At 37.3% G+C, this 20,429-nt stretch carries 19 protein-coding genes; 10 read left to right on the top strand and 9 right to left on the bottom strand.

Annotated elements, in window-relative coordinates; genetic code table 11:
• Positions 1-23 precede the first annotated feature (23 nt).
• Positions 24-2,426, bottom strand: a complete 2,403-nt coding sequence (gene lon, locus BLS89_RS00095; protein WP_092735480.1) for an endopeptidase La — start codon at positions 2,424-2,426, stop codon at positions 24-26.
• A 325-nt stretch (positions 2,427-2,751) separates the two neighbouring features.
• Here lon and BLS89_RS00090 point away from each other — a divergent pair, with 325 nt between their 5' ends.
• The gene (locus BLS89_RS00090) at positions 2,752-3,210 is read left to right on the top strand and encodes a GtrA family protein (RefSeq protein WP_092735479.1); all 459 of its coding nucleotides are present in this window, start codon (positions 2,752-2,754) and stop codon (positions 3,208-3,210) included.
• A gap of 23 nt (positions 3,211-3,233) precedes the next feature.
• A complete protein-coding gene (locus BLS89_RS00085; protein ID WP_092735478.1) occupies positions 3,234-3,953 on the top strand; it encodes a lysophospholipid acyltransferase family protein in 720 nt (239 codons plus the stop codon).
• 20 nt (positions 3,954-3,973) lie between these two features.
• Here BLS89_RS00085 and BLS89_RS00080 read toward each other — a convergent pair whose 3' ends face one another.
• The 7 genes from BLS89_RS00080 to BLS89_RS00050 form a co-directional block, all read right to left on the bottom strand.
• Positions 3,974-5,281 carry a glycosyltransferase family protein gene (locus tag BLS89_RS00080; RefSeq protein ID WP_092735477.1) on the bottom strand — a complete coding sequence of 436 codons (1,308 nt, stop codon included), beginning with the start codon at positions 5,279-5,281 and terminating at the stop codon, positions 3,974-3,976.
• Positions 5,268-7,796: a glycosyltransferase family protein gene (locus BLS89_RS00075; RefSeq protein ID WP_092735476.1), complete on the bottom strand. Its 2,529-nt coding sequence runs from the start codon at positions 7,794-7,796 to the stop codon at positions 5,268-5,270. The genes BLS89_RS00080 and BLS89_RS00075 overlap by 14 nt, the downstream gene beginning before the upstream one ends.
• Positions 7,789-8,013 (bottom strand): hypothetical protein, encoded by a 225-nt coding sequence (locus tag BLS89_RS00070; RefSeq protein ID WP_092735475.1) that lies wholly within the window; start codon positions 8,011-8,013, stop codon positions 7,789-7,791. Before BLS89_RS00070 ends, BLS89_RS00075 begins: the two co-directional genes overlap by 8 nt.
• Positions 8,014-8,067: 54 nt before the next feature.
• Complete coding sequence (locus tag BLS89_RS00065; protein ID WP_092735474.1) at positions 8,068-9,108, bottom strand: DUF6263 family protein; 1,041 nt, start codon at positions 9,106-9,108, stop codon at positions 8,068-8,070.
• Positions 9,109-9,156: 48 nt separating this feature from the next.
• Entirely contained in the window at positions 9,157-9,945 is a 789-nt protein-coding gene (gene rlmB / locus BLS89_RS00060) for a 23S rRNA (guanosine(2251)-2'-O)-methyltransferase RlmB (protein WP_092735473.1), read from the bottom strand.
• Positions 9,946-9,951: 6 nt separating this feature from the next.
• On the bottom strand, positions 9,952-10,428 hold the full coding sequence (locus BLS89_RS00055) for a DinB family protein (RefSeq protein ID WP_092735730.1): 477 nt from the start codon (positions 10,426-10,428) through the stop codon (positions 9,952-9,954).
• A 105-nt stretch (positions 10,429-10,533) separates the two neighbouring features.
• The gene (locus BLS89_RS00050) at positions 10,534-10,902 is read right to left on the bottom strand and encodes a helix-turn-helix domain-containing protein (protein ID WP_092735472.1); all 369 of its coding nucleotides are present in this window, start codon (positions 10,900-10,902) and stop codon (positions 10,534-10,536) included.
• Positions 10,903-11,077: 175 nt separating this feature from the next.
• Here BLS89_RS00050 and BLS89_RS00045 point away from each other — a divergent pair, with 175 nt between their 5' ends.
• The 8 genes from BLS89_RS00045 (at position 11,078) to BLS89_RS00010 (ending at position 19,392) form a co-directional block, all read left to right on the top strand.
• The gene (locus tag BLS89_RS00045) at positions 11,078-11,857 is read left to right on the top strand and encodes a hypothetical protein (RefSeq protein ID WP_092735471.1); all 780 of its coding nucleotides are present in this window, start codon (positions 11,078-11,080) and stop codon (positions 11,855-11,857) included.
• Between the two features lie 238 nt (positions 11,858-12,095).
• A complete protein-coding gene (locus tag BLS89_RS00040) occupies positions 12,096-13,100 on the top strand; it encodes an AAA family ATPase (RefSeq protein WP_092735470.1) in 1,005 nt (334 codons plus the stop codon).
• 11 nt (positions 13,101-13,111) lie between these two features.
• On the top strand, positions 13,112-13,975 hold the full coding sequence (locus tag BLS89_RS00035) for a DUF58 domain-containing protein (RefSeq protein ID WP_092735469.1): 864 nt from the start codon (positions 13,112-13,114) through the stop codon (positions 13,973-13,975).
• A gap of 19 nt (positions 13,976-13,994) precedes the next feature.
• Positions 13,995-14,906 carry a BatD family protein gene (locus BLS89_RS00030; protein ID WP_092735729.1) on the top strand — a complete coding sequence of 304 codons (912 nt, stop codon included), beginning with the start codon at positions 13,995-13,997 and terminating at the stop codon, positions 14,904-14,906.
• The gene (locus BLS89_RS00025) at positions 14,899-15,891 is read left to right on the top strand and encodes a VWA domain-containing protein (protein ID WP_092735468.1); all 993 of its coding nucleotides are present in this window, start codon (positions 14,899-14,901) and stop codon (positions 15,889-15,891) included. The genes BLS89_RS00030 and BLS89_RS00025 overlap by 8 nt, the downstream gene beginning before the upstream one ends.
• 15 nt (positions 15,892-15,906) lie before the next feature.
• Complete coding sequence (locus tag BLS89_RS00020; RefSeq protein WP_092735467.1) at positions 15,907-16,911, top strand: vWA domain-containing protein; 1,005 nt, start codon at positions 15,907-15,909, stop codon at positions 16,909-16,911.
• 22 nt (positions 16,912-16,933) lie between these two features.
• Positions 16,934-17,683 (top strand): tetratricopeptide repeat protein, encoded by a 750-nt coding sequence (locus BLS89_RS00015; RefSeq protein WP_092735466.1) that lies wholly within the window; start codon positions 16,934-16,936, stop codon positions 17,681-17,683.
• Positions 17,683-19,392 carry a BatD family protein gene (locus tag BLS89_RS00010; protein WP_092735465.1) on the top strand — a complete coding sequence of 570 codons (1,710 nt, stop codon included), beginning with the start codon at positions 17,683-17,685 and terminating at the stop codon, positions 19,390-19,392. Before BLS89_RS00015 ends, BLS89_RS00010 begins: the two co-directional genes overlap by 1 nt.
• Positions 19,393-20,140: 748 nt before the next feature.
• On the opposite strand, the gene BLS89_RS10845 is transcribed toward BLS89_RS00010, so the two are convergent.
• Positions 20,141-20,245 carry a hypothetical protein gene (locus BLS89_RS10845; protein WP_245688771.1) on the bottom strand — a complete coding sequence of 35 codons (105 nt, stop codon included), beginning with the start codon at positions 20,243-20,245 and terminating at the stop codon, positions 20,141-20,143.
• Positions 20,246-20,429: the final 184 nt, after the last annotated feature.

Below are 20,429 nucleotides of genomic sequence, written 5' to 3'. Positions count from 1 at the left end.
TTATTTTGAATAATAAATCTAAATTAGGAATTCCAATTTTCAATAGCTAACGGAAGAACTTCTTTCATAGATTTTATGTAATGGATTTTAAGGTTTTTGAGGTACTCCCCTTCTATATCCATTACATCTTTTCTATTGTCTTCACAGAGAATAACCTCCTTGATATCAGCTCTTACCGCTGCTAAAAGTTTCTCTTTAATTCCACCTACCGGCAATACTTTTCCTCTCAGGGTAATTTCTCCGGTCATTGCCACATAAGGTTTTACCTTTTTATTGGTATAGCTGGATACCATAGAGGTAAACATCGTAATTCCCGCTGATGGTCCATCTTTGGGCGTTGCACCCTCCGGTACATGGATATGTATATTGTTCTTTTCCAATAAGTCTTTGTCTATGCCAAGGTCTTCGTGCTTAGCCTTAATATATTCCAAAGAAATTCTTGCGGATTCTTTCATAATATTTCCCAAGTTCCCCGTTAAACTAAGATTCCCTTTTCCAAAAGATAAAATACTTTCTATGAACAAAATATCTCCTCCTACACTCGTCCACGCCAATCCTGTAACAACCCCCGGAACATCCATCAACTCTGCAAAATTTTTCTTGATAGGCACCCCAAGTATCTCATCTATTTTGCTTATAGACACAGATGGACTGTACTCTTTGTTCATAGTAATCTGAAGAGCAGCCCAGCGGCAAATCTTAGCAATATTTTTCTCTAAATTCCTTACTCCACTCTCCCTCGTATGAGCCTCTATAATATGTTTAATTTCTTTAGCACCCATTTTCAGCTGTGATGGCTCCAATCCATTTTCGGCAATCTGCTTTTTCAGCAAATGGCGTTTTGCAATCTCCACTTTTTCTTCTAATGTATATCCCGACAATCTCACCACTTCCATTCTATCCAAAAGCGGTGTCTGGATGGTATTAAGGGTATTCGCCGTAGCAATAAACATCACCTTGGACAAATCGTACCCCATCTCCAAAAAGTTATCGTAGAATGCACTATTCTGCTCAGGGTCTAATACTTCCAGCAATGCCGAAGAAGGGTCTCCGTGCATACTTTGGGATATTTTATCTATCTCATCTAAGACAATGACAGGGTTAGAAGTTCCCACTTTTTTTATAGATTGTAAAATACGCCCTGCCATAGCCCCTATGTAGGTTTTTCTATGCCCTCTGATTTCGCTCTCGTCGTGAAGTCCTCCAAGGGACAAACGAACATACTTTCTCCCCAAAGCATCGGCTATGGATTTTCCCAAAGAAGTTTTACCCACTCCCGGCGGCCCTACAAGGCAAAGTATAGGGGATTTCATATTGTTTTTCAGTTTCAGTACTGCAATATGCTCCAATATCCGCTCTTTTACATCTTTTAGCCCGAAATGGTCTCTGTTTAGAACTTTTTCTGCTTTTAGAAGATTAAAAGAACCTACAGAATAAAGCTCCCAAGGTAAATCTGTGAAAAAATCCAAGTAATTTCTTTGTACATTGTAATCCGGCGAGTTGGGATTATGCCTTTCCAATCGGCGAAGTTCCTTTTCAAAATAAGCTTCTACTTCCTTACTCCATTTTATATTTCGGGCTTTCTTTCTCAGTTCCTCAATATCATTTTCAAATCCACCTCCCAACTCCTCTTGGATCGCCTTTATTTGTTGATTAAGAAAATACTCTTTTTGATTTTTATCTAATTCTCTACCTGTTTTTTCATGGATTTTATTTCTAAGCTCTAATTTCTGAACATCAATATTCAGCATTTCAAAACACTTCTTCGCTCTACTCAGCAAAGATTTTATTTCCAGTAACTTTTGTTTCTCGGGAATAGGAAAAAATGTATTAGAACATACGAAATTAAGCAACTCCGTATCATTATCCATATTTCTGATAGCAAAGTTCGCTCCGCCGGATACCTGCTGTCTATCCAGCTCTATCATCCTAAGGGCAAGGCTCTTTATATTCCCCACAATGGCTTCAAAGAGTTTCAAGTCACGAGGCTTAGAGTCCTGCAATCTCTTTATTTCAGCCAAGAGATAAGGCTCTTTTTCCTTTACTTCTTTTAGCTCAAAACGCGTTAACCCCTTTACAATAGCCGTAATATTACCATCAGGAAGATTTATAATTTTAACGATTTTCCCCAAGACACCTATCCTGTACAAATCCTTCTCCTCCGGTACTTGTTTCCTATACTCTTTCTGACAAAGCACCCCTATAACATCTCCATTCTGATGGGCATCTTTCAGTAGTTTTATGGATTTTTTCCTTCCCGCTGTAATCTGCGTAATAATATCCGGAAACATCACCATATTCCGTACCGGTAAAATAGGAAACAACTTTTGGTTTTCATTATCCTCCATATCTTTAACCGTTTCGGTGATGACACCAAAATCTCCATCTAAAAGCTCATCAAAGTTTATATCTTCAATTTTTATCATTGTATTGTTTTTCTAAATTAAAAAATGACATTTTGTCACAAAGAGATATTAGATATCTTAGCATTAACCTAAATTTATCCCTTTCTCTACCGTTAAAAAGCAACAACCATAATATGCCCAATTCTTATGCCAATATCATCATTCTGCCAAACAGACTGAAATCGAACATTGATTTTACTATTTAACTTTGCTGAAAACAGAGCTATAGAAAAACCCGAAGGAGAAAGTATCGACAGATTGAAAAACAATCAAGTCATCAACAGACAATATTTTTTCTACTTTTTTTTGTGGATATTTGATATTAAAATTTAATTTTGCAAAATCCATGAAACATTTTATAAAAAGCAAAAAGCAAGTCCTATTTTTCATAATAGCGGGAGGGCTAAGTGCCGTAGTGGAAATCGGTAGTTTTAAGATTTTCAGTGTCATCATTCCAAAAATATTCCCAATGGAATTAGATTTTTTGGGCATACACTACCCATTTAGTAACATATGCTCTACTTGCTGCGGGATTTTGTTTAATTATATCCTGAGTATCAACTTTGTTTTTGAGCGTGGCAAGCATTCCAAAAAAAGAGAATTTACCTATTTTATGGGAACCTCTTTCGCGGCTACATTTCTTAGTTTGTTGCTTTTTCAGCTCTTTTATCTATACATATTTACACATAATGTAAATCTTGAGCTATTCACACTGAGCAATGCCGTAATAAGTAAAATTTCAGCAATAGCCATTGTGTCTTTTATCAATTATTTTGTAAAGAAAAAACTGATATTCAATGGTTAAACCTATTTTAATCCTGATATAAGATGTTTATTTTAGTCTATCTGTGGCGTTTATGTTTTTTGATTTTAGCGGTAGTATTTACCGTTGTTTTCGGTATTCCTGCCTATATTTTGTCATTTAAGCGTAAACATTACAAATACTGCTATTTTTTCGTGAGACTGTGGTGTATCGTGCTATTCTACGGAATAGGAATGAGATACAAATTCATTAGTCATACTTCAAAAAAGATAGAGCGAAATCGCCAATATATTTTCATTGCCAACCATACCTCGGTATTAGACATTATGCTGATTGTCATACTACTACCTCACCATCCTATATTTTTTGTTGGCAAAAAAGAATTGGACAGAATTCCTTTTTTCAGAAATATTTATAAACGCGTGGCAGTACTTGTAGATAGAAAAGACGCCCGAAGCCGTGCCAGCGTTTATCAAAGATGTGCCGAAAGAATGAAAAAAGGGCAGAATGTAGTTATCTATCCGGAAGGGGGCGTACCCGACGACACTTCGGTAATTTTGGACAACTTCAAAGACGGTGCTTTCAATATGGCCACTATACACGGGCTGCCCATCGTGGCATTCACTTTTATAGGGCTAAAAGAAATGTTCCCTTTCGATAATAAAAAAGGATATCCGGGATGTGTAAAGGTATTTTTAGAAGACATCTTAGAACCGAAAGGCACGCTCTCCGAAATGAAAGAAACCGCCTACAACAAAATGAAGCAAACACTTATAAATGAATAAAAAAAACGTTTAACAATTCTCTAATTTTTGTTAAGCAACCCAGATAGCACTTCGGATAATCTTTTCGTTAAATTCAGCCTTGAAAACTGCATCGTATTTTTGGAAAGCAAAGTATGCTCGTTATTCTTCCATTTCCCGTACGCCTTTATAAGAAAGGCTTTCAGCTCTGTTTTTTCGTTATAGCCAAAATGTTTTCCAGCGTGGGTTTCCTCCAATATCCTTTGTACATCGGCATCTTTCGGGCCGAAGGAAAGTATCGTCTTGCCCGTCGCTAAATACTCAAACAATTTTCCGGGGATAATGCCCTTCGAGCTCAGCTGTGGGAAATTAGTCAGCAACAGCACTGCCGATTTTTTCATTTCCACAAGAGCTTCATTATGGCTTATATAGCCTAAGTTTAAGATATTCTCTTTAAGGTTGCTTTGGCTTAATTTATCCAAAATTGTATCATCTACCCGCCCTGCAAACTTCAATTGAAAATCTTTCTGAAAATCCGGATTTTCTTTGATAATCTCGCTTAGTGTTTCCCACAGCACTTCAGGATTCCGAAGCTGCTCCAGAACTCCGATATAGCTCAAACAAAATTTTTCATTTATAGAAGCACTCCATGCAAACATTTCTGCCTCATCAAAACCATTGGTGATACATACTGCATTAGCTCCTTTTGCTTTGAATTTGTCGGCATCCGTATAGCTCGTCGCAAGCGTGATATCTGCCTCTGAAAAGACCTTATGCTCCAATCTGCGATGCTTTCTATCCGCCCATTTCGTAAGTTTCAAATACTGATAATAAGATATTTCTGTCCAAGGATCTCGGAAGTCTGCTATCCATTTTAAGTTTGGAAATTCTTTTTTTAGTGCCAAGCCTATAAGATGTACAGAGTGCGGCGGCCCTGTAGTAACCAAAGCATCTATGGCATTCTCCCGAAGATATTCCCTGATAACCCGCACAGAGGGTTTGACCCAAAAGACACGCGCATCCGGTATAAAAAAATTTCCTCTCATCCAAATAGAAAGCTTAGACTTCCAACTTTGGTTTTGCCCTATATCAAACTGTCCTGCTTTGAATTTTTTATTTCTTTTATTTAATTTTTCTGCAATCTTGTAAGGCTCCCAAATTTTATTTTTTATAATAGTTAAATCCTTAGAAACATCTTTACACAAAGACTTGTCTTCTAACGGATAGTTGGGATTTTCAGGGATAAAGACCACAGGCTTCCAACCAAACTGCGGAAGATATTTTACAAACTTGAGCCATCTCTGCACTCCCGGCCCTCCCGCAGGCGGCCAGTAATAGGTAACGATAAGAATGATCTTAGGCTTCACGATGCTTTTTCTTTATCATCAAAAATACAATCCCACAAACACTCAAAAAAACAAACAAACCAAACGCCGTATAAGAAAACCATTTACCACGAGTAATCACGCTTGGCTCAAAAATCATTTTCAGCTGATGCTCTCCTGCCGGCACATAGACTGCTCTCAGCAAATAGTCTGCCTTTATATAAGGGACTTCCTTCCCATCTAAAAACATTTTCCAGCCATAAGGATAATATATCTCCGAAATAACAGCAAGCTGTGGTGTTTTAGACTTTGTTTTGAACGACAATTGGTTAGGCTGATAATCCTCTAAATCTACATACGCCGTAGAATCTTTGGCAATTGGTTTCCCTGTGAAATATTCTTTATCTTTGACATTTACCACCGCTGTCCTTTTATTATCCACCTCTCCGATACTCTTTATCTCTTCGTTAGGAGTATCTACAAACTTGATATCCGATACCATCCAGGCATTACCATTAGCTTCCGGATTAGGAACAGCTTGAGGGCTGTCCAAACTTCCCACTACAAAATATTTTGTATTGAGCATATTGAGGATTCTCGGCATCTTTACGGTGTCTTGTGCCATAAAGTAGGTGTTGATTAAGTCATCGTAGCGTCTTAGTTTAGCCGCACTATACCCCCCTATGGAAGATTTGTAGTAAGAAGTATTGGTCTCGCTGAAAGCTCCTAAAACATTGTTAAAGATACGATAATGTCCCTTATCTTTTTCCGATAACATTTCTAAGGTCTTATTGACATTAACCTGAGAAACAAGCCCCTGTATATAGTCATTATCCTCTGCATTATCTGTAAGATAATCACTGTCCTCCGTCAAGAACGGTGATTTCGCAAAGGCCTTATCCACGAAATTACTATCATTAAGATAGCGTTTGTTCACAGACCACAAATCAAATAGACTAACCAACCCAATGATAAGGAGCACCCCATTTTGACTGAGTTTTTGTTTTAAGCTCAACCAAAGAACCCCCGCAGTAATCAGCACATACACTATCGCCTTGAAGGCATCTGCACGAAACATATCGTATCGTGCATCCTGTAAATAATTCAACAAATAAGGCGGAAGATAAGTTTTTTCTGCATCGGTATGAAACCCTAAAAGAGATTTCCCCACAAGAATAAGAATGAGTGTAAGTCCCACCACTACGCCCGTTACAGACAGAAGTGTTTTTTTTTTATACTTAATAGAAAATTCTTTATCGGTAAAAAATTGGTAAAGCCCCACCATTGCAATGAAAGGAAATAATAATTCTACAACAACCAAGATAGATGACGGTGCTCGGAATTTGTTGTAAAGCGGAATATAATCTATAAAGAAATCCGTAAGCGGCATAAAATTGCTTCCCCAAGCCAAAAGAACAGACAATACAGATGCCCCCAACACCCAATAACGGTTTTTTTTTCTTGCAAAGAAAAAACCTAAAACAGCAAGGAAACACACCACTGCTCCCTGATAAGCAGGCCCCGAAGTCCCCGGCTGATCGCCCCAGTAGGTCATAGAACTTAATCCTCTGAATATATTATTAACCTCTTCTTGTGAGGTGGCATTCTCTTGTATCAGTTCTCGCACATGCTGTACCATATCCTCACTACCGGGCTCTTGGCTTCCTCCGCCCATTAGTCTTGGGATAAACAGATTAAGCGTTTCCAGCTTACCATAACTCCACATTGTGATACTCTCTTTATCTAAGCCCGATTTTTCAGAAGTCTTTTTATTATTGCTAAGGATTTGTTTTCCCCGTGTGGTTTCTTTCACATATTGGGTGTTTGCCATAAGTCTTTGGCTATTCATTCCAATTCCTAAAATAAAAGCAAGTGCCAAAACACCGGATGATATTCCGAAATGCTTCCAGCCTTCTTTTTGTTTAATCGTTCGGATAAGCTCGGACAAAAATAAAAAGCCCAATGCCATAAACAGATAATAAGTCATCTGAATATGATTGGCTTCTATCTCCAGCCCCATAAACAGTGTGGTAATGATAAAGCCGAGTATATACTGCCTCCTCATATAAACCAAAAGAATACCCGCAAGAAGAGGTGCAAAATACGCAATCGCGTGAACCTTAGAATTATGCCCTGCCGCAATGATGATATAAAAATAAGTGGACAACCCAAAGAAAACAGCACCTAAAAGTGCATAGGCCCAACGCCTGACCACTACATATCCCAATAAGAAAAACCCTGCGAACAGTAGAAAAAAATAGTTGGCAGGTCTTGGCAAAAAATTGAGGATATTATCTATCCGTTTGATGACATCGCCACGGAATAACGCCCCTATCTGATATGTAGGCATTCCGCCAAACATAGAGTCACTCCAATAGGTTTCCTTGTGGTGGGTATTGCGGTACTGGACCAGCTCCTCTGCACCGCCGCGGTAGTGAACGATATCCGGCTGTATAAGCTCTTTTCCCGATATAACGGGATTGGCATAAAACATTGCCAATACAACGAAAAGCAACAAACTCCCCAGTACAAATATCAGATTTTTATTATTTTTAAGCATTTTTATCGTCTTTTATTTCTTCGTAATCTATGGTTTCCGCGTCCCAATTTACCTTCTTCTTGGGCTTTTTATTTCCAAAGGTATTATTCGGATTATTCTTACGATTATCATTCTGTGGAAAATTACTATAAAACACATTAAAAAATACTCGCTTCAGAATATTCCACACAAAAAAAATAATAACGACGGCAAGTATGGTTTCGATAATGAATTTCATATCTTAAAAAATATAATATGGGCAGAGATCCATCACCCCTGCCCTATTTTTGTTTTAAGGATTTATGGTAACGGTAGAGTTGTTCACTTTTGTCATTGTTTGGGTTTCTTTACCGTTAGATATACTCTCTGTCTGAGTCGTATTCATTGTTTGGGTAGAGGTTTTCATCCAGCCTGTTTGTGCATCTATATGCAGACTTCCTTTCTGCGTACCCTCTACAGACATAGAGTGGGTCATTTCTCCGTTTTTTTCGGAATTAGATTTTTTAGGGATACCTCCTGATACGGAAATTACCGCTTCGCCTCCCTCTACTTTATCGAGTTGGTATGTTGTAGTCAATTTAATTTTTCCGTCTTGAGAGATATTTTCAGATTCGCTCCACTGCTCTCCTATTTTCACGCCTTTTTTCGGTAGTATATTCAAGCTTTTGCTGTATTGCTCTTTCAAGATCGCCTCGCCAAACCCTTGTTTGAAATTTGTCAAAAACTGAGCCCTCTGCTTGGCATCCTTTATAACTGCCGCCATCGCCTTATCTACCTTGCTATAAACCGCATCAAACCCTGTAATAGACCGTATTTCTCCGTTTTCCCCCAGTTTCATTTCAAGTTGGTTTCCGGACAGTGCCTTATTAAGTATCCACATTGCTTTGAACTGCTCTTCCTTAGGCTCGTTTCCTTTTGTGTCAATGACTACCTGCTGTCCGTTTGAAGTACTTTTCACAGACTTTCCGATAAGATTAACCGTGATGCTGTAAACGCCGTCCTTGAAATCATTAACCTTAAAACTCATCTCATCTTTTATCTCCTGCGTACCACTCACACTTTTTCCCGTAGGGTCTTTAATGGTCGTTACATCTTTCTGAACAGTGGTAAAGGGATAAGTTTTTCCCTCTTCTAAGTGGTAAGACAGTTTATAAACTCCGGCAGAATCTGTAATCGCAAGTTTTGGCAACTCTTGAGTATTTTCTTCCGAAGCCGCTACAGCACCCGATACACCTTTGGCACCTGCTGCAGAGCTGTCTTTTTTATCATTCTTTTTACTACAAGCCGCCAAAGCCAAAGCTACAGCTCCGACAGCGAAAATTCTTTTTATCATTCAACTAAAATTTTATCTGTTAATATCAAAGGCAAAGATACCTCTTTTTTACGAGGATTGATTTTGTTTTTGCCTAACCCCCTCGTATAGAATTGCTCCACAAGCTACAGACACATTCAGCGACTGTGTTTTTCCCGAAATCGGCAATTTGATTTTCTCATCACAATGGTGCAAGACTTCTTTGGACACGCCCTTTTCTTCATTCCCCATCACCAAAACACAAGGCACACGAAAATCTGCATCATAGATAAGTTTCTCTGCTTTTTCAGTAGCAGAATAAACCATCACACCGGACTGCTGAAGAAAATCCACCGTATGGACCAAATTTTTCTCCTTACAAATTTTTATATTGTAAATCGCTCCTGCCGAAGTCTTTATCGCATCGGAATTGACAGATGCCGAGCCTTTCTCCGGAACAATAACAGCATCTACTCCCGTACACTCTGCCGTACGACATATTGCACCAAAATTCCGCACATCTGTAAGATGATCGAGCATTAAGAGAAATGGCGTTTTTCCTTTCTCAAAAAGCTGTGGCAGAAGATCCTCAATCTTATAAAAAGGCACTTCTGAAATGAAAGCCACTACTCCCTGATGATTCTTTCGAGTAAACCGATTAAGTTTTTCCACTGGAACATAGTTTGGTTTTATGCCGTGTCGGGAGAGCAATGCTTTCAGCTCTGTATAGATATTGCCCTGAAGCCCGTTTTGCACAAAAATCTTATCAATTGTTTTTCCTGCCTCTACAGCTTCCATTACAGGACGAAGCCCAAAGATAAAATCTTCTTTTTTATCCTTTTCGGGATGGCGGTACGGTGTATTTTTTCTGTTATTCATAGCTCTTCACCAAAGTTTTTTTTGACCAGCCAATGCTCTCTTTTGTGCTAAAACATAGCCATAATGTAGGCTTTCGTGCATATTATTAAATACAATTGCATCTTGGATAGATTTCAGCTCTAAGCCGAAACTCGTAACATAAGGTTTGTAATCCTCAAAAAGACCGTCGTAATAATCTTTTTCAAGAACTTTGGAAGTTTCTTTAAGCAAGAATCTTAAAGTTTCTATTTCAGAAGCATCTACATCCAACTTAGGTAATGTTCCTTTTTTATATTGATTGATCCAATATACGTCTATCCTAAAAGAATTATCGCTAAGGTAATACGCTAGCAACTGCTGCGTAGCCATACAATGTGCAATATTCCAATAGATATTATTATTAAAGCCGTCTGGGATAGTAGTCAGTTCATCTAAAGACAGCGAATCCAACACATCACATAGGTTTTGTCTTACTTGCCGATGCGCAATAAAATGATAATTCATTTCAATGATTTTAAGGTCCAAATGTATAGAAAAAAACGATATCCGCAAAAAACAACTTCCCAATTTGACTCTAAATAAATTCTATCCTCTACGAAAAAGTAATATTTATAGAAGTTTTTCTTTCAATAATTTAATTTGTTCATCTTTTTCTTTTATAATTGTTTCATAAGATTCAATTAACTTCTTTACTATCTCTTTATTATCAACATACAAATTTTGTATATATCCATTACCATAAGATCCTTCATAATTATTTTGAGTATTAATCTTCAGCTTACTTCCATTAAAAAAATCAGATATATCTACTTCCAATATCTCAGCAATTTTGTAAAGTCTGTCTACTGTTATTTTTGTATTTTCGTTTTCTAATCTTGCATAAGAAGCTTGGCTTATATTTAGCTCTTGAGCTACATAATCTTGAGAAAAACCTCTCTTCTCTCTAATCTTTCTAATATTAAAACCCACACTATTCACACATTACATTTATTTATACATTATTTGCATACAAATATACAACTATAATAATAAAAAATATAAAATCTGAATAATTTTGCCGGTTCAAAACTTAAAGTAAAAGCAAATAGCTACTTCAATAATATCTATCATATTAAACTATTAAAGTTTTTATTTTTTAATTAAATTCATAGATATGAAGAAAACTTTTATCAAACTAAGCTGTACTGTCGCAGTACTTATTTCCTTTAGTGGAATAGCACAGTCCGTTGGCGTAAATACAGATACACCAACAGAATCATTAGATATAAAGGGTACTACAAGAATTCAAACCCTGCCTTCAAACGGGCAGACTAATGCAATATCCACAAAAGCGGACGGCACAAAATCTGTAAATAAAGACCAAACCTTTACTGCCACCAAAACCGTTGTTGTGGACGACCGCGGAGTGGTAGGAGTTATCAATGAGCTACCGCTATTCACCCCTCCGAAAGTAAGAACCATACAATACGCGACAAGTAATACTCCTATCAATAATAACACTCCACAAAACTCTGTCGTAACATTAGGAAAAATAGCCGTTAGATTTGATGGTACCGATCCGACTGGAGGAGCATCATTATTATCATTTAAACTATTAAGTGCTGAAGATCTTGACAACAATAGTACATCTTATGATAATGTAATTGTAAACATGTCCAAACAGGGAAAAGGTGGAGGTGTTTGGGGAGGACAATTTAGAAAATTCCCCGCTACTGTTGGACAATGGATTCAGTTTGATGCAGATCAAAACCCTAATGTTTATAATATGGATTTTGCATCCATTTATATCTCTTTAGTCAACAGCCGAGAGCTCTACCGCGTATCTTGTGTTGTAAATACTAATATTGGCCCAGAACAATCAAACTCTAGGTTTTCTAGTCTTCGTTCTCCTGCTATGGTTACATTGTTCATGGAAAAACTTACAGAACATTAATTAATATTTTTTTTATTAATATGCGCCGGATATTTTTATCCGGCTTTTTTTGTAATATGGGATATCTTCTATGTGACTGCCCCCACTTATTACTCTTCCCCCCAAGCCTCTAATACCGACGAGAGCAACAACTCCTCAAAAACAACCTTAACAAAATTTAACTTTTTTTTCACAAAAATTATATCGGCATTCTTATTTATTTATCGGAATTTTACACATTATTTTACAAAGTAAAGTTATGGCAGAATTGCATCAAGCAGAAGAAATTAAAATCCTAAATGAGCAGATACAGGCTCAGAATTATTATTTCAAACTATTGAAGGAGGAAATCAACAAAGCTATCATAGGACAGGCATATATGCTAGACCGCCTATTGATAGGGCTTTTGGGTAACGGACACATATTACTGGAAGGAGTTCCGGGACTGGCAAAGACCCTCGCGATAAAAACTCTCGCCGAGGCAGTAGACGGGAAATTTTCCAGAATACAGTTTACGCCGGATCTCTTACCTGCAGATGTGGTGGGAACGATGATTTACAATATCAAAGAAAATGATTTTTCTATCAAAAAAGGCCCTGTATTCGCCAATTTCGTATTGGCAGATGAGATAAACCGCGCCCCTGCCAAAGTACAATCTGCACTATTGGAAGTAATGCAGGAAAGACAGGTAACCATAGGCGATGAAACCCTAAAACTACCAAAACCTTTCTTGGTAATGGCAACACAAAACCCCATAGACCAAGAGGGAACTTATCTGTTACCCGAAGCACAGTCCGACCGTTTTATGCTGAAATGTAAAATAGATTACCCTAAATATGAGGAAGAAAGGCAAGTGATGCGTATGGTATCCACCGCTCACACACCTAAAATATCACCGGTAGTAACTCTTGAAAACATCGTAGAAGCAAAAAACCTCATCAGTAAAATCTACCTCGACGAAAAGATAGAAAAATACATTCTGGATATGGTCTTTGCCACCCGCTTTCCCCAAGACTACGGACTGGCAGAACTGAAAAACTATATCAGCTACGGTGCTTCTCCAAGGGCTTCTATCAACCTTGCCATCGCATCCAGAGTCTATGCTTTCTTAAAGAACCGTGCTTTTGTAATTCCGGAAGATGTAAAATCCATAGCCAAAGATGTCCTAAGACACAGAATAGGATTGAGCTTTGAGGCAGAAGCCGAAAATGTAGACGCAGACCACATCGTAGAGCGTATTTTAGCCCGCATACAAGCCCCCTAAATTCCACCAAAATGCAGGTAAAGGATATTATAAAAAAAGTAAAACAAATAGAAATCCGCACTCGGAAGAAGACGGAAGCCTCTCTTATGGGGCAATACCATAGTGCTTTCAAGGGGCAGGGTATGACCTTCTCCGAAGTTCGTCAATATCAGTTTGGAGATGATGTCCGCAGAATTGATTGGAACAAAACAGCCCGTTTCAGAGACCCTTTCGTGAAAGTAATGGAAGAAGAACGAGAGCTTACCATTATCCTATTAGTAGATATATCTGCCTCTATGGACTATGGCACGCAAAAAGTCCTAAAAAAAGAATTTATCACAGAGATGTGTGCCAGCATAGGCTTCTCGGCAATAGGAAATAATGATAAAGTAGGGCTGATTTTATTTGCAGATAAAGTATACAAAGTAGTACCGCCCCAAAAAGGAAGAAAGCACCTGCTCTCCATTCTCAGCCAGATACTATCCGAAAAATACATTCCTACGGAAACCAATATAGACTCAGCCCTTGACTATGTAATGAATGTTTTTAAGAAAAAATCTTTTTTATTCTTGTTTTCCGATTTTAACGATGAGATTGAGGATAAGAATTTAAGAATTGTAGCAAAAAAACATCAGCTCTTGGGGGTAAGGGTTTATGATGACAAAGACAACGAAATACCGGATGTGGGCTATGCCTTCTTCAAAGATACCGAAACAGGAGAAAAAGTATGGGTAAATACTTCCAGTGCAAGGTTCCGCTATGAATATGCCGAAGCTCAAAAAGAAAAACAAAAGCATATCACGCAGTTGTTCGACAAAAGCTCGGCAAGTTTTATCAATATCAGTACCGCAGGGGACTACGCCGCGGCATTATACCACTATTTTCGGAATGCATAATGTAAAACCTACCGTCAAAATGAAAAAAAGTTTTGTAAAACTTATTCTATCTCTATACTTGCTGTGTCTCGGGACTTTGAGTTTTGGGCAGATACTCTCTTCCGGATTACTGAAAACCAAAATAAATATAGGCGAACCCAATACGCTGAAAATAACCGTAAGCGGCCTGAACGACAACGAAGCCATCTCCGCCGATAAAGCCAAACTTCTACCCTATCACTTCCACATTATAAAAGATAAAATATCAAGAGATAAAGAGCAATACACCCGTGTAATAGATTTTACAATCTACGAAGAAGGAACCTTTAATTTACCAGCCTTAGATTTCAAAATAGGCAGCCAAACCCAGAAGACCATTCCTTACACCATAGAAGTAGGAAATTCTGTGAAAGACGGAGAGAAAATTAACGACATTATGAACAACAAGCAGGTGGATTTGGGATTGCGAGACTATTGGCAGCTGTATAAGCTCTATGTGCTCATCGCCATCATTATCATCTGCTTTATCATTTTGGCATATGGTTTTATTAAGTACGGAAGAAAAAAATCTGCAGAGAAAAAATCCCCTGCCAACCAAACGATAAAAGCTTTGGAAAAACTAAAAGCCAAAAAATATATAGAGAAAGAAGATTATCGCAGTTTCTATGTAGAGCTTATCGATATCACACGGGGATTTCTTACCTCACAGTATCATATTCCGGCAGATGTGCTACTGACCGATGATTTGATTGATTTAATGAAAAAAGAAGATAAAATCTCCTCCGAAAATGAAAAAATAGTAGAAGAAGTATTTCTACGAGGAGACCAAGTGAAATTTGCGAAAACAATCCCCGATAAATCCGATGCAGAAAAAGATTACAAAGACATTACGGGATTTGTAAAGCGTTCGTACAGAGATATAGAATTTGACAAACTAAGAAACGATGTTTAATTTTGAATTTTACAGCCCTTGGTTTTTGTTGCTATTTTTACTCTTTATCCTCCTATTTTGGAGAGACCAGAGCAAAAAAGAAGCAAAAGGCATATTGGTACCCTCTGTGAAGAGAATGAAAACCACAGGGGACTACCGGCTTGTTTTATTTATCCTAAAACTCTCCAAGTACATTATCCTATCTGCACTGATTATCGCCATGGCAAGACCGAGAACTTTTTCTATATCTGAGGAGAACGACGAAACCAAAGGCATAGATATTATTATGTCCATTGATGTCTCTCTAAGTATGCTCGCAAAGGACCTCAATCCCGATAGACTTACTGCCCTCAAAAAAATAGGCGAAGACTTCATAGAACACCGCCCCAGCGACCGCATCGGACTTGTAGAATACGCAGGAGAAGCCTTCCTGAAAGCCCCGCTGACTTCCGACCACAAAGTCGTAGAAGACGAATTAAAATCCTTTAATCCTGATGATTTAGAAGGTGGAACCAACATTGGCGAAGGACTTGCCGTAGCCGTAGAGCATCTCAAAAACTCAAGAGCGAAAAGCAAAATCATTATTCTAATGACAGACGGCGTAAATACCATACAAAACGCCCTCCCACCACAAGTGGCGGCAGAAATCGCAAAAAACAACGGCATAAAGGTTTACACCATAGGGATAGGAAGTAATGGATATGCACTAATGCCCACTCAGCAGGATATTTTCGGAGACTTGATTTTCACACAAGAACCCGTTAAGATAGATGAATTTACCCTAAAAGACATTGCTCAAATAACAGGGGGCAAATATTTTAGAGCTACCTCAAACGAAGATTTGGCTAATATCTATAAAGAAATCAATAATTTAGAAAAATCGGATATAAAAAACTCAAAACTATATAATTACGAAGAGTATTTCAGGCTATTTCTATGGATAGCTCTCGTAGCAATAATTATAGACGCCCTGCTAAGATGGAGATTTTTCAGAAGTTTCAATTAAATTTAAGACAAAGAAATGAATTGGTATTTAGGAAACTATTGGTATATATTACTCATACTGCTGCTGCCACTCACAGGGGCATTACTATGGTCTTACCTCAAATGGAAAAAACAATGCAGAGACCTATTCGCCGAACAAAGATTCAGAAGTGTCTTGTTTGAGAAGCCAAGCTCCTATACCAAAGCACTACCTGCACTCTATTTGCTGGGACTACTGTTCCTAATATTTGCAATGATAGATCTGATAGGCGGAAGAAAGCATATAAAGGTACAACAAAAAATGAGCAATGTGATTTTCGCATTAGATGTTTCCAACTCTATGAACGCTCAAGACATTGCCCCCAACAGACTTACAAAAGCTAAAAAAATAGTGGTGGATGTTATGAAAAAACTACCCAACAGCAGAGTGGGATTAGTAGTTTTTGCAGGAAACGCAGAGTCCATTATGCCACTCACCACCGATTTCTCTGCAATAGAAACCTATATAGCCGGAATAGAAACCTCCATAATGCCGCACCAAGGAACCGATTTTCTGAAAATGATGAATACAGCGGCAGATAAATTTCAAAGTATAGGAAAAAATGTCAGAAACATTGTACTAATAAGTGACGGAGAAGACAACGAAGGCCATACGGAACAAGCCATAAAAGCAGCCCTTGATAATAATATCAAAATAATCTCTGTGGGTGTAGGCACGCCAGAAGGAGCTCCCATCCCGATATATGTCTATGGGCAGCTGATGGGCTACAAAACCGATAACAACGGAGATGTCGTAAACTCTAGAAGAGAAGAGACTGCCCTGAAAGAGATATCCTCTGAAACCAACGGTGCATACATAGACGGAAATACAGATGAAGCCGCCTCTAAGATTGTCCAGCAAATCAACCAGATAAACAGCGGTACGGACAACTATGTAGACTCCGAGACAGGCATTCATTATTATCAATATTTTTTAGCCGTTGCTCTGCTTGTTTTTTTTATTATTTATTTAACGAATCCTAAACGAGATTTTAACATTTAAACTACTAATTTTGCAACGAAATATGTACAAAGCTTACTCTCTCTGCATTTTATTTTTCATCTTCGGGCTAATGACTGCCCGAGGACAGGAGAGCTATAATGTTTTGATGTACAGAGGCAATCAAAATTTCAATAGTAAAAATTATGATAACGCCTCGTCTTACTTTATGGAAGCCGCAAAAAAGAAAAACAATTTTGGCTCTCATTACAACTTAGGAAACTCCCTCTACAAAAGGAAAATGTACGACCAAGCCAAAGCCGAATACGGCAGAGCCTATGACTTAGCCCAAAACAATGATGACAAAGTTGCCGCACTATATAATATGGGAAATACCGAAATGCGGCTCAACAATCCCGAAAAAGCGGCAAAACTTTACAAAAAAGCATTGATGAATTTACCATACAACGAATCGATACAGAAAAATTACAGAATAGCCGTACATCAACAAAAGAAAAAAAACAAAAAGAAAAACGGACCACAAAACAGTAACAATAACGACCAAGATTCCCAACAAGGCAATAAAAATAATGCACAGCCTAACAACCAAGGGAATAAACCTACACCGCAAAATGGCGGACAAAATGAACAAAACCAAGGTAAAGGAAACGGAAAAAACGAAAGCCAAAACCAACCAAACGACGGCGAAAACATGCCTAAATATATACAAAATCAAATAATGAAAAGCATCCAAGAAAAAGAAAAAGAAACTGCAAAAAGAATATTAAACAAAAGTACCTTTGTCTCACCACAAAGCAATGCTAAGGATTGGTAATGAATACCAAAATCTCTTTTATATTATTTCTGTTCTATACTGTCATTTGCAATGCACAGATAAGCCTTTATGCCAATACCGATTCTAAAGAGGTGAGCCTGAATGGCGAAGTGACGCTTACAGTAATTTTGGAAATTGAAGGCAACCAATACGAGCAAGAATCTCCGATAAAACTACCGGATTTATCCAAATTTGAAATGATAGGCGACGGCTCTACACGAAATATCATTGTAGATCCTACCAAAAATGTGAAAATCAATCAAATTATTTATCAAGCCCTACTAAGCCCTAAACAAACAGGGAAAACAAAAATCGGAAGCGTACTGGTAAAAATAAGCGGCAAAATGTATAAGACAGAGCCGTTCTATATTTCTGTAAGCAGTAGTACGGCAAAAAACCAAAACTATGGCGACAGCGACCTTACTCTAAAACTGCAGCTTGCCAAAGATTTAACCTACGAACACCAGCCTGTATTGGCTGTACTGAAAGCCTACTCCAAGAATATAGACAATTTTCGGAAAATAAAAAAAATCAATCTCCCGCACAACGCTCAATTTTATTTTTGCAAAGTCAATTCCGGCAATGGGGATATTGAACAAGTGGATTACAACCAAACTGCCTCTACGGTTTTAGGGACTTACTTAATCTATCCCAACCAATCCGGCCTCCTCTCTATCCCAAAAATATCCGTAGATCTACCCGCAGAGGAAAGGCAATCCTACAAAAAACTATTTTCGGACAACATATCCCTAAATGTAAAACCTCTGCCAAAAGAAAATTTTCAACAAAAAATTTCTAATGCTGCAGGAACATTCCAACTGCACTTAGAAAAATTAGGAAAGGTAACTTCTATTAAAGACAACAAACCCATTACTATCAGGCTTACCCTGAGCGGCGAGGGAAATTTAAGTGAAATAAAACTACCGGAAATTATTGCCGATAAAGAAAACTTCAAAGCATACCCGTCCAAAACCACCAAAAATTTCACGGTTGATAATAACGGTCTGAAAGGTAAAATCAGTAAAGATTTTGTCATTATCCCTAATGAAAACAAGACGCTAAAGATAGCTCTAAAACCTTTCTATTTCTTCAATATAAAAAAATGGGCATACGACTCTCTTTCCGTACCACCTATTTCCATAGGAGATACCACTAAACAGCTTTCAAAATCTACTACAGAGCAAATCACCCGCTTTATCAATCAAAACAATAAAGATATTACCAAAAACCCGCCTAAGCTAAAAGACAATCCCCCTTTCATTAACCTTTGGTATATCGTCATTCTATCTTTCTCCGCATTAGGCGTCATCTTATTTTTCTTTTTCAAAAAGAGAAGAAAAACAAATAAAACATCTCCATCATTAAAAGCAAAAAATAGCGATGTCGAAAAAATAAATTTAGACCCCTATTACAATAGAATGAGAGAGGCTCTAAACCAAAAAGATACAAATGCTTTCTTTTCGGAATACAGTGCAATGCTGAGCCATATAGAGCAATCGGCTAAACCCCGATACAAATCCGTAAAAGATTATCTATATCAAGAGTTCGGAAACAATACGGCAGAAGATTTTGAGAAAATAAACTACAAAATAAAATTTGAGAAATACGCCCCTCACCACGATGAAGATATCCTAAACGGACTATACTTTGATATTATCAATATATTCTCTAATCTAAATCGTGTAGATATAAAAAACATTGAGCAATAAAGTTAAGCCGTCCCCTTAAATATCTTTTACTCCCAAGTAATGACAGGGTCACTTAATTCAGCTGTTTCGTTATACCTATTAAACATATTTGTATCCGTGTTTTTTTATAATAATTTTTAAATTTAAGCAACTTTACAAACTCATGGAAATCCCCCTCAATTACTTTATAAAAACTTGTCTAAATTTTATTGAGTAAAAATTTTATGGTACCTAATGATTTCCCGAAATAAAAATAAGTTTCTCTAACTTAATACATATAATAGAGTCCAAATGGATTTTTTGTCTTTGAAGAGATCATTATAGATTAATCTTCTTAGGAGGTAAATCAATAATAAGCTCAATCTCATTGGTAAGCAGTATAGAATGAGTTCATTGAACCTCTTCGAAAGTTAAAAATCCTAATTTTTTAAACATTTTAAAATAGACTTGATGAGAAACTACCGTTTTGATATTCATTTTTCGGATGTCGTATTTATATTAACCCTAGATTTCCGTCAGATCTATAATAATAACCCGTGACAGGGTGTGTTAATATAAATAGAGCCTCCTATTGTGTACCAAAATCCTCGTAGAAAAATTGAGTAAACTATTTTCTGAAATATCGATATAAGCAGAGATATTAGACGATTTAAATTTTACCTTATACAATTAATATCGATCCTGAAAATCGAATTAAGTATAATATTTTAATAAAAACCAAGACATTTTCTGTATTTTTTGAGGGGTCGTGCTTCCCAAAGTATGATATTCAAATCCATCCAAAATTGATGTAGAAAAAGATGATTTCAAAGGCTTTGATATGGTTTTCTAACTTTTTTGAAAAACAGAAAGTTTTCCGAACCGCTCGACGTATTCGATGCCTTAAAAGAGTATTGTTTCCCTCAATATTGGTGGTGTTTTTTTTTTACCAATTTTATACCTACTTCCTTGAAAAACAGAAACAAAAGCCTCTCAATTGTCCGTACAAATCTCATCAAAACTCACGCCCAATTTCTTCAATTTTTCACGAAGTTTTTGAGCTGTTTTTATGTCTCGTT

Origin of the sequence: Riemerella columbipharyngis, assembly GCF_900101995.1 — a bacterium.
Classification (GTDB): domain Bacteria; phylum Bacteroidota; class Bacteroidia; order Flavobacteriales; family Weeksellaceae; genus Riemerella; species Riemerella columbipharyngis.
This window is presented reverse-complemented; position numbering and strand designations above follow the sequence as displayed.

Bases quoted from the DNA above. Each gene is read 5' to 3' on its own strand.
- BLS89_RS00085 (WP_092735478.1), top strand. From the start codon at position 3,234: ATGTTTATTTTAGTCTATCTGTGGCGTTTATGTTTTTTGATTTTAGCG.
- BLS89_RS00065 (WP_092735474.1), bottom strand. From the start codon at position 9,108: ATGATAAAAAGAATTTTCGCTGTCGGAGCTGTAGCTTTGGCTTTGGCG.
- BLS89_RS00020 (WP_092735467.1), top strand. From the start codon at position 15,907: ATGAATTGGTATTTAGGAAACTATTGGTATATATTACTCATACTGCTG.
- BLS89_RS00055 (WP_092735730.1), bottom strand. From the start codon at position 10,428: ATGAATTATCATTTTATTGCGCATCGGCAAGTAAGACAAAACCTATGT.
- BLS89_RS00025 (WP_092735468.1), top strand. From the start codon at position 14,899: ATGTTTAATTTTGAATTTTACAGCCCTTGGTTTTTGTTGCTATTTTTA.
- BLS89_RS00010 (WP_092735465.1), top strand. From the start codon at position 17,683: ATGAATACCAAAATCTCTTTTATATTATTTCTGTTCTATACTGTCATT.
- BLS89_RS00045 (WP_092735471.1), top strand. From the start codon at position 11,078: ATGAAGAAAACTTTTATCAAACTAAGCTGTACTGTCGCAGTACTTATT.
- rlmB (WP_092735473.1), bottom strand. From the start codon at position 9,945: ATGAATAACAGAAAAAATACACCGTACCGCCATCCCGAAAAGGATAAA.
- BLS89_RS00015 (WP_092735466.1), top strand. From the start codon at position 16,934: ATGTACAAAGCTTACTCTCTCTGCATTTTATTTTTCATCTTCGGGCTA.
- BLS89_RS00035 (WP_092735469.1), top strand. From the start codon at position 13,112: ATGCAGGTAAAGGATATTATAAAAAAAGTAAAACAAATAGAAATCCGC.
- BLS89_RS00030 (WP_092735729.1), top strand. From the start codon at position 13,995: ATGAAAAAAAGTTTTGTAAAACTTATTCTATCTCTATACTTGCTGTGT.
- BLS89_RS00090 (WP_092735479.1), top strand. From the start codon at position 2,752: ATGAAACATTTTATAAAAAGCAAAAAGCAAGTCCTATTTTTCATAATA.
- BLS89_RS00075 (WP_092735476.1), bottom strand. From the start codon at position 7,796: ATGCTTAAAAATAATAAAAATCTGATATTTGTACTGGGGAGTTTGTTG.
- lon (WP_092735480.1), bottom strand. From the start codon at position 2,426: ATGATAAAAATTGAAGATATAAACTTTGATGAGCTTTTAGATGGAGAT.
- BLS89_RS00070 (WP_092735475.1), bottom strand. From the start codon at position 8,013: ATGAAATTCATTATCGAAACCATACTTGCCGTCGTTATTATTTTTTTT.
- BLS89_RS00040 (WP_092735470.1), top strand. From the start codon at position 12,096: ATGGCAGAATTGCATCAAGCAGAAGAAATTAAAATCCTAAATGAGCAG.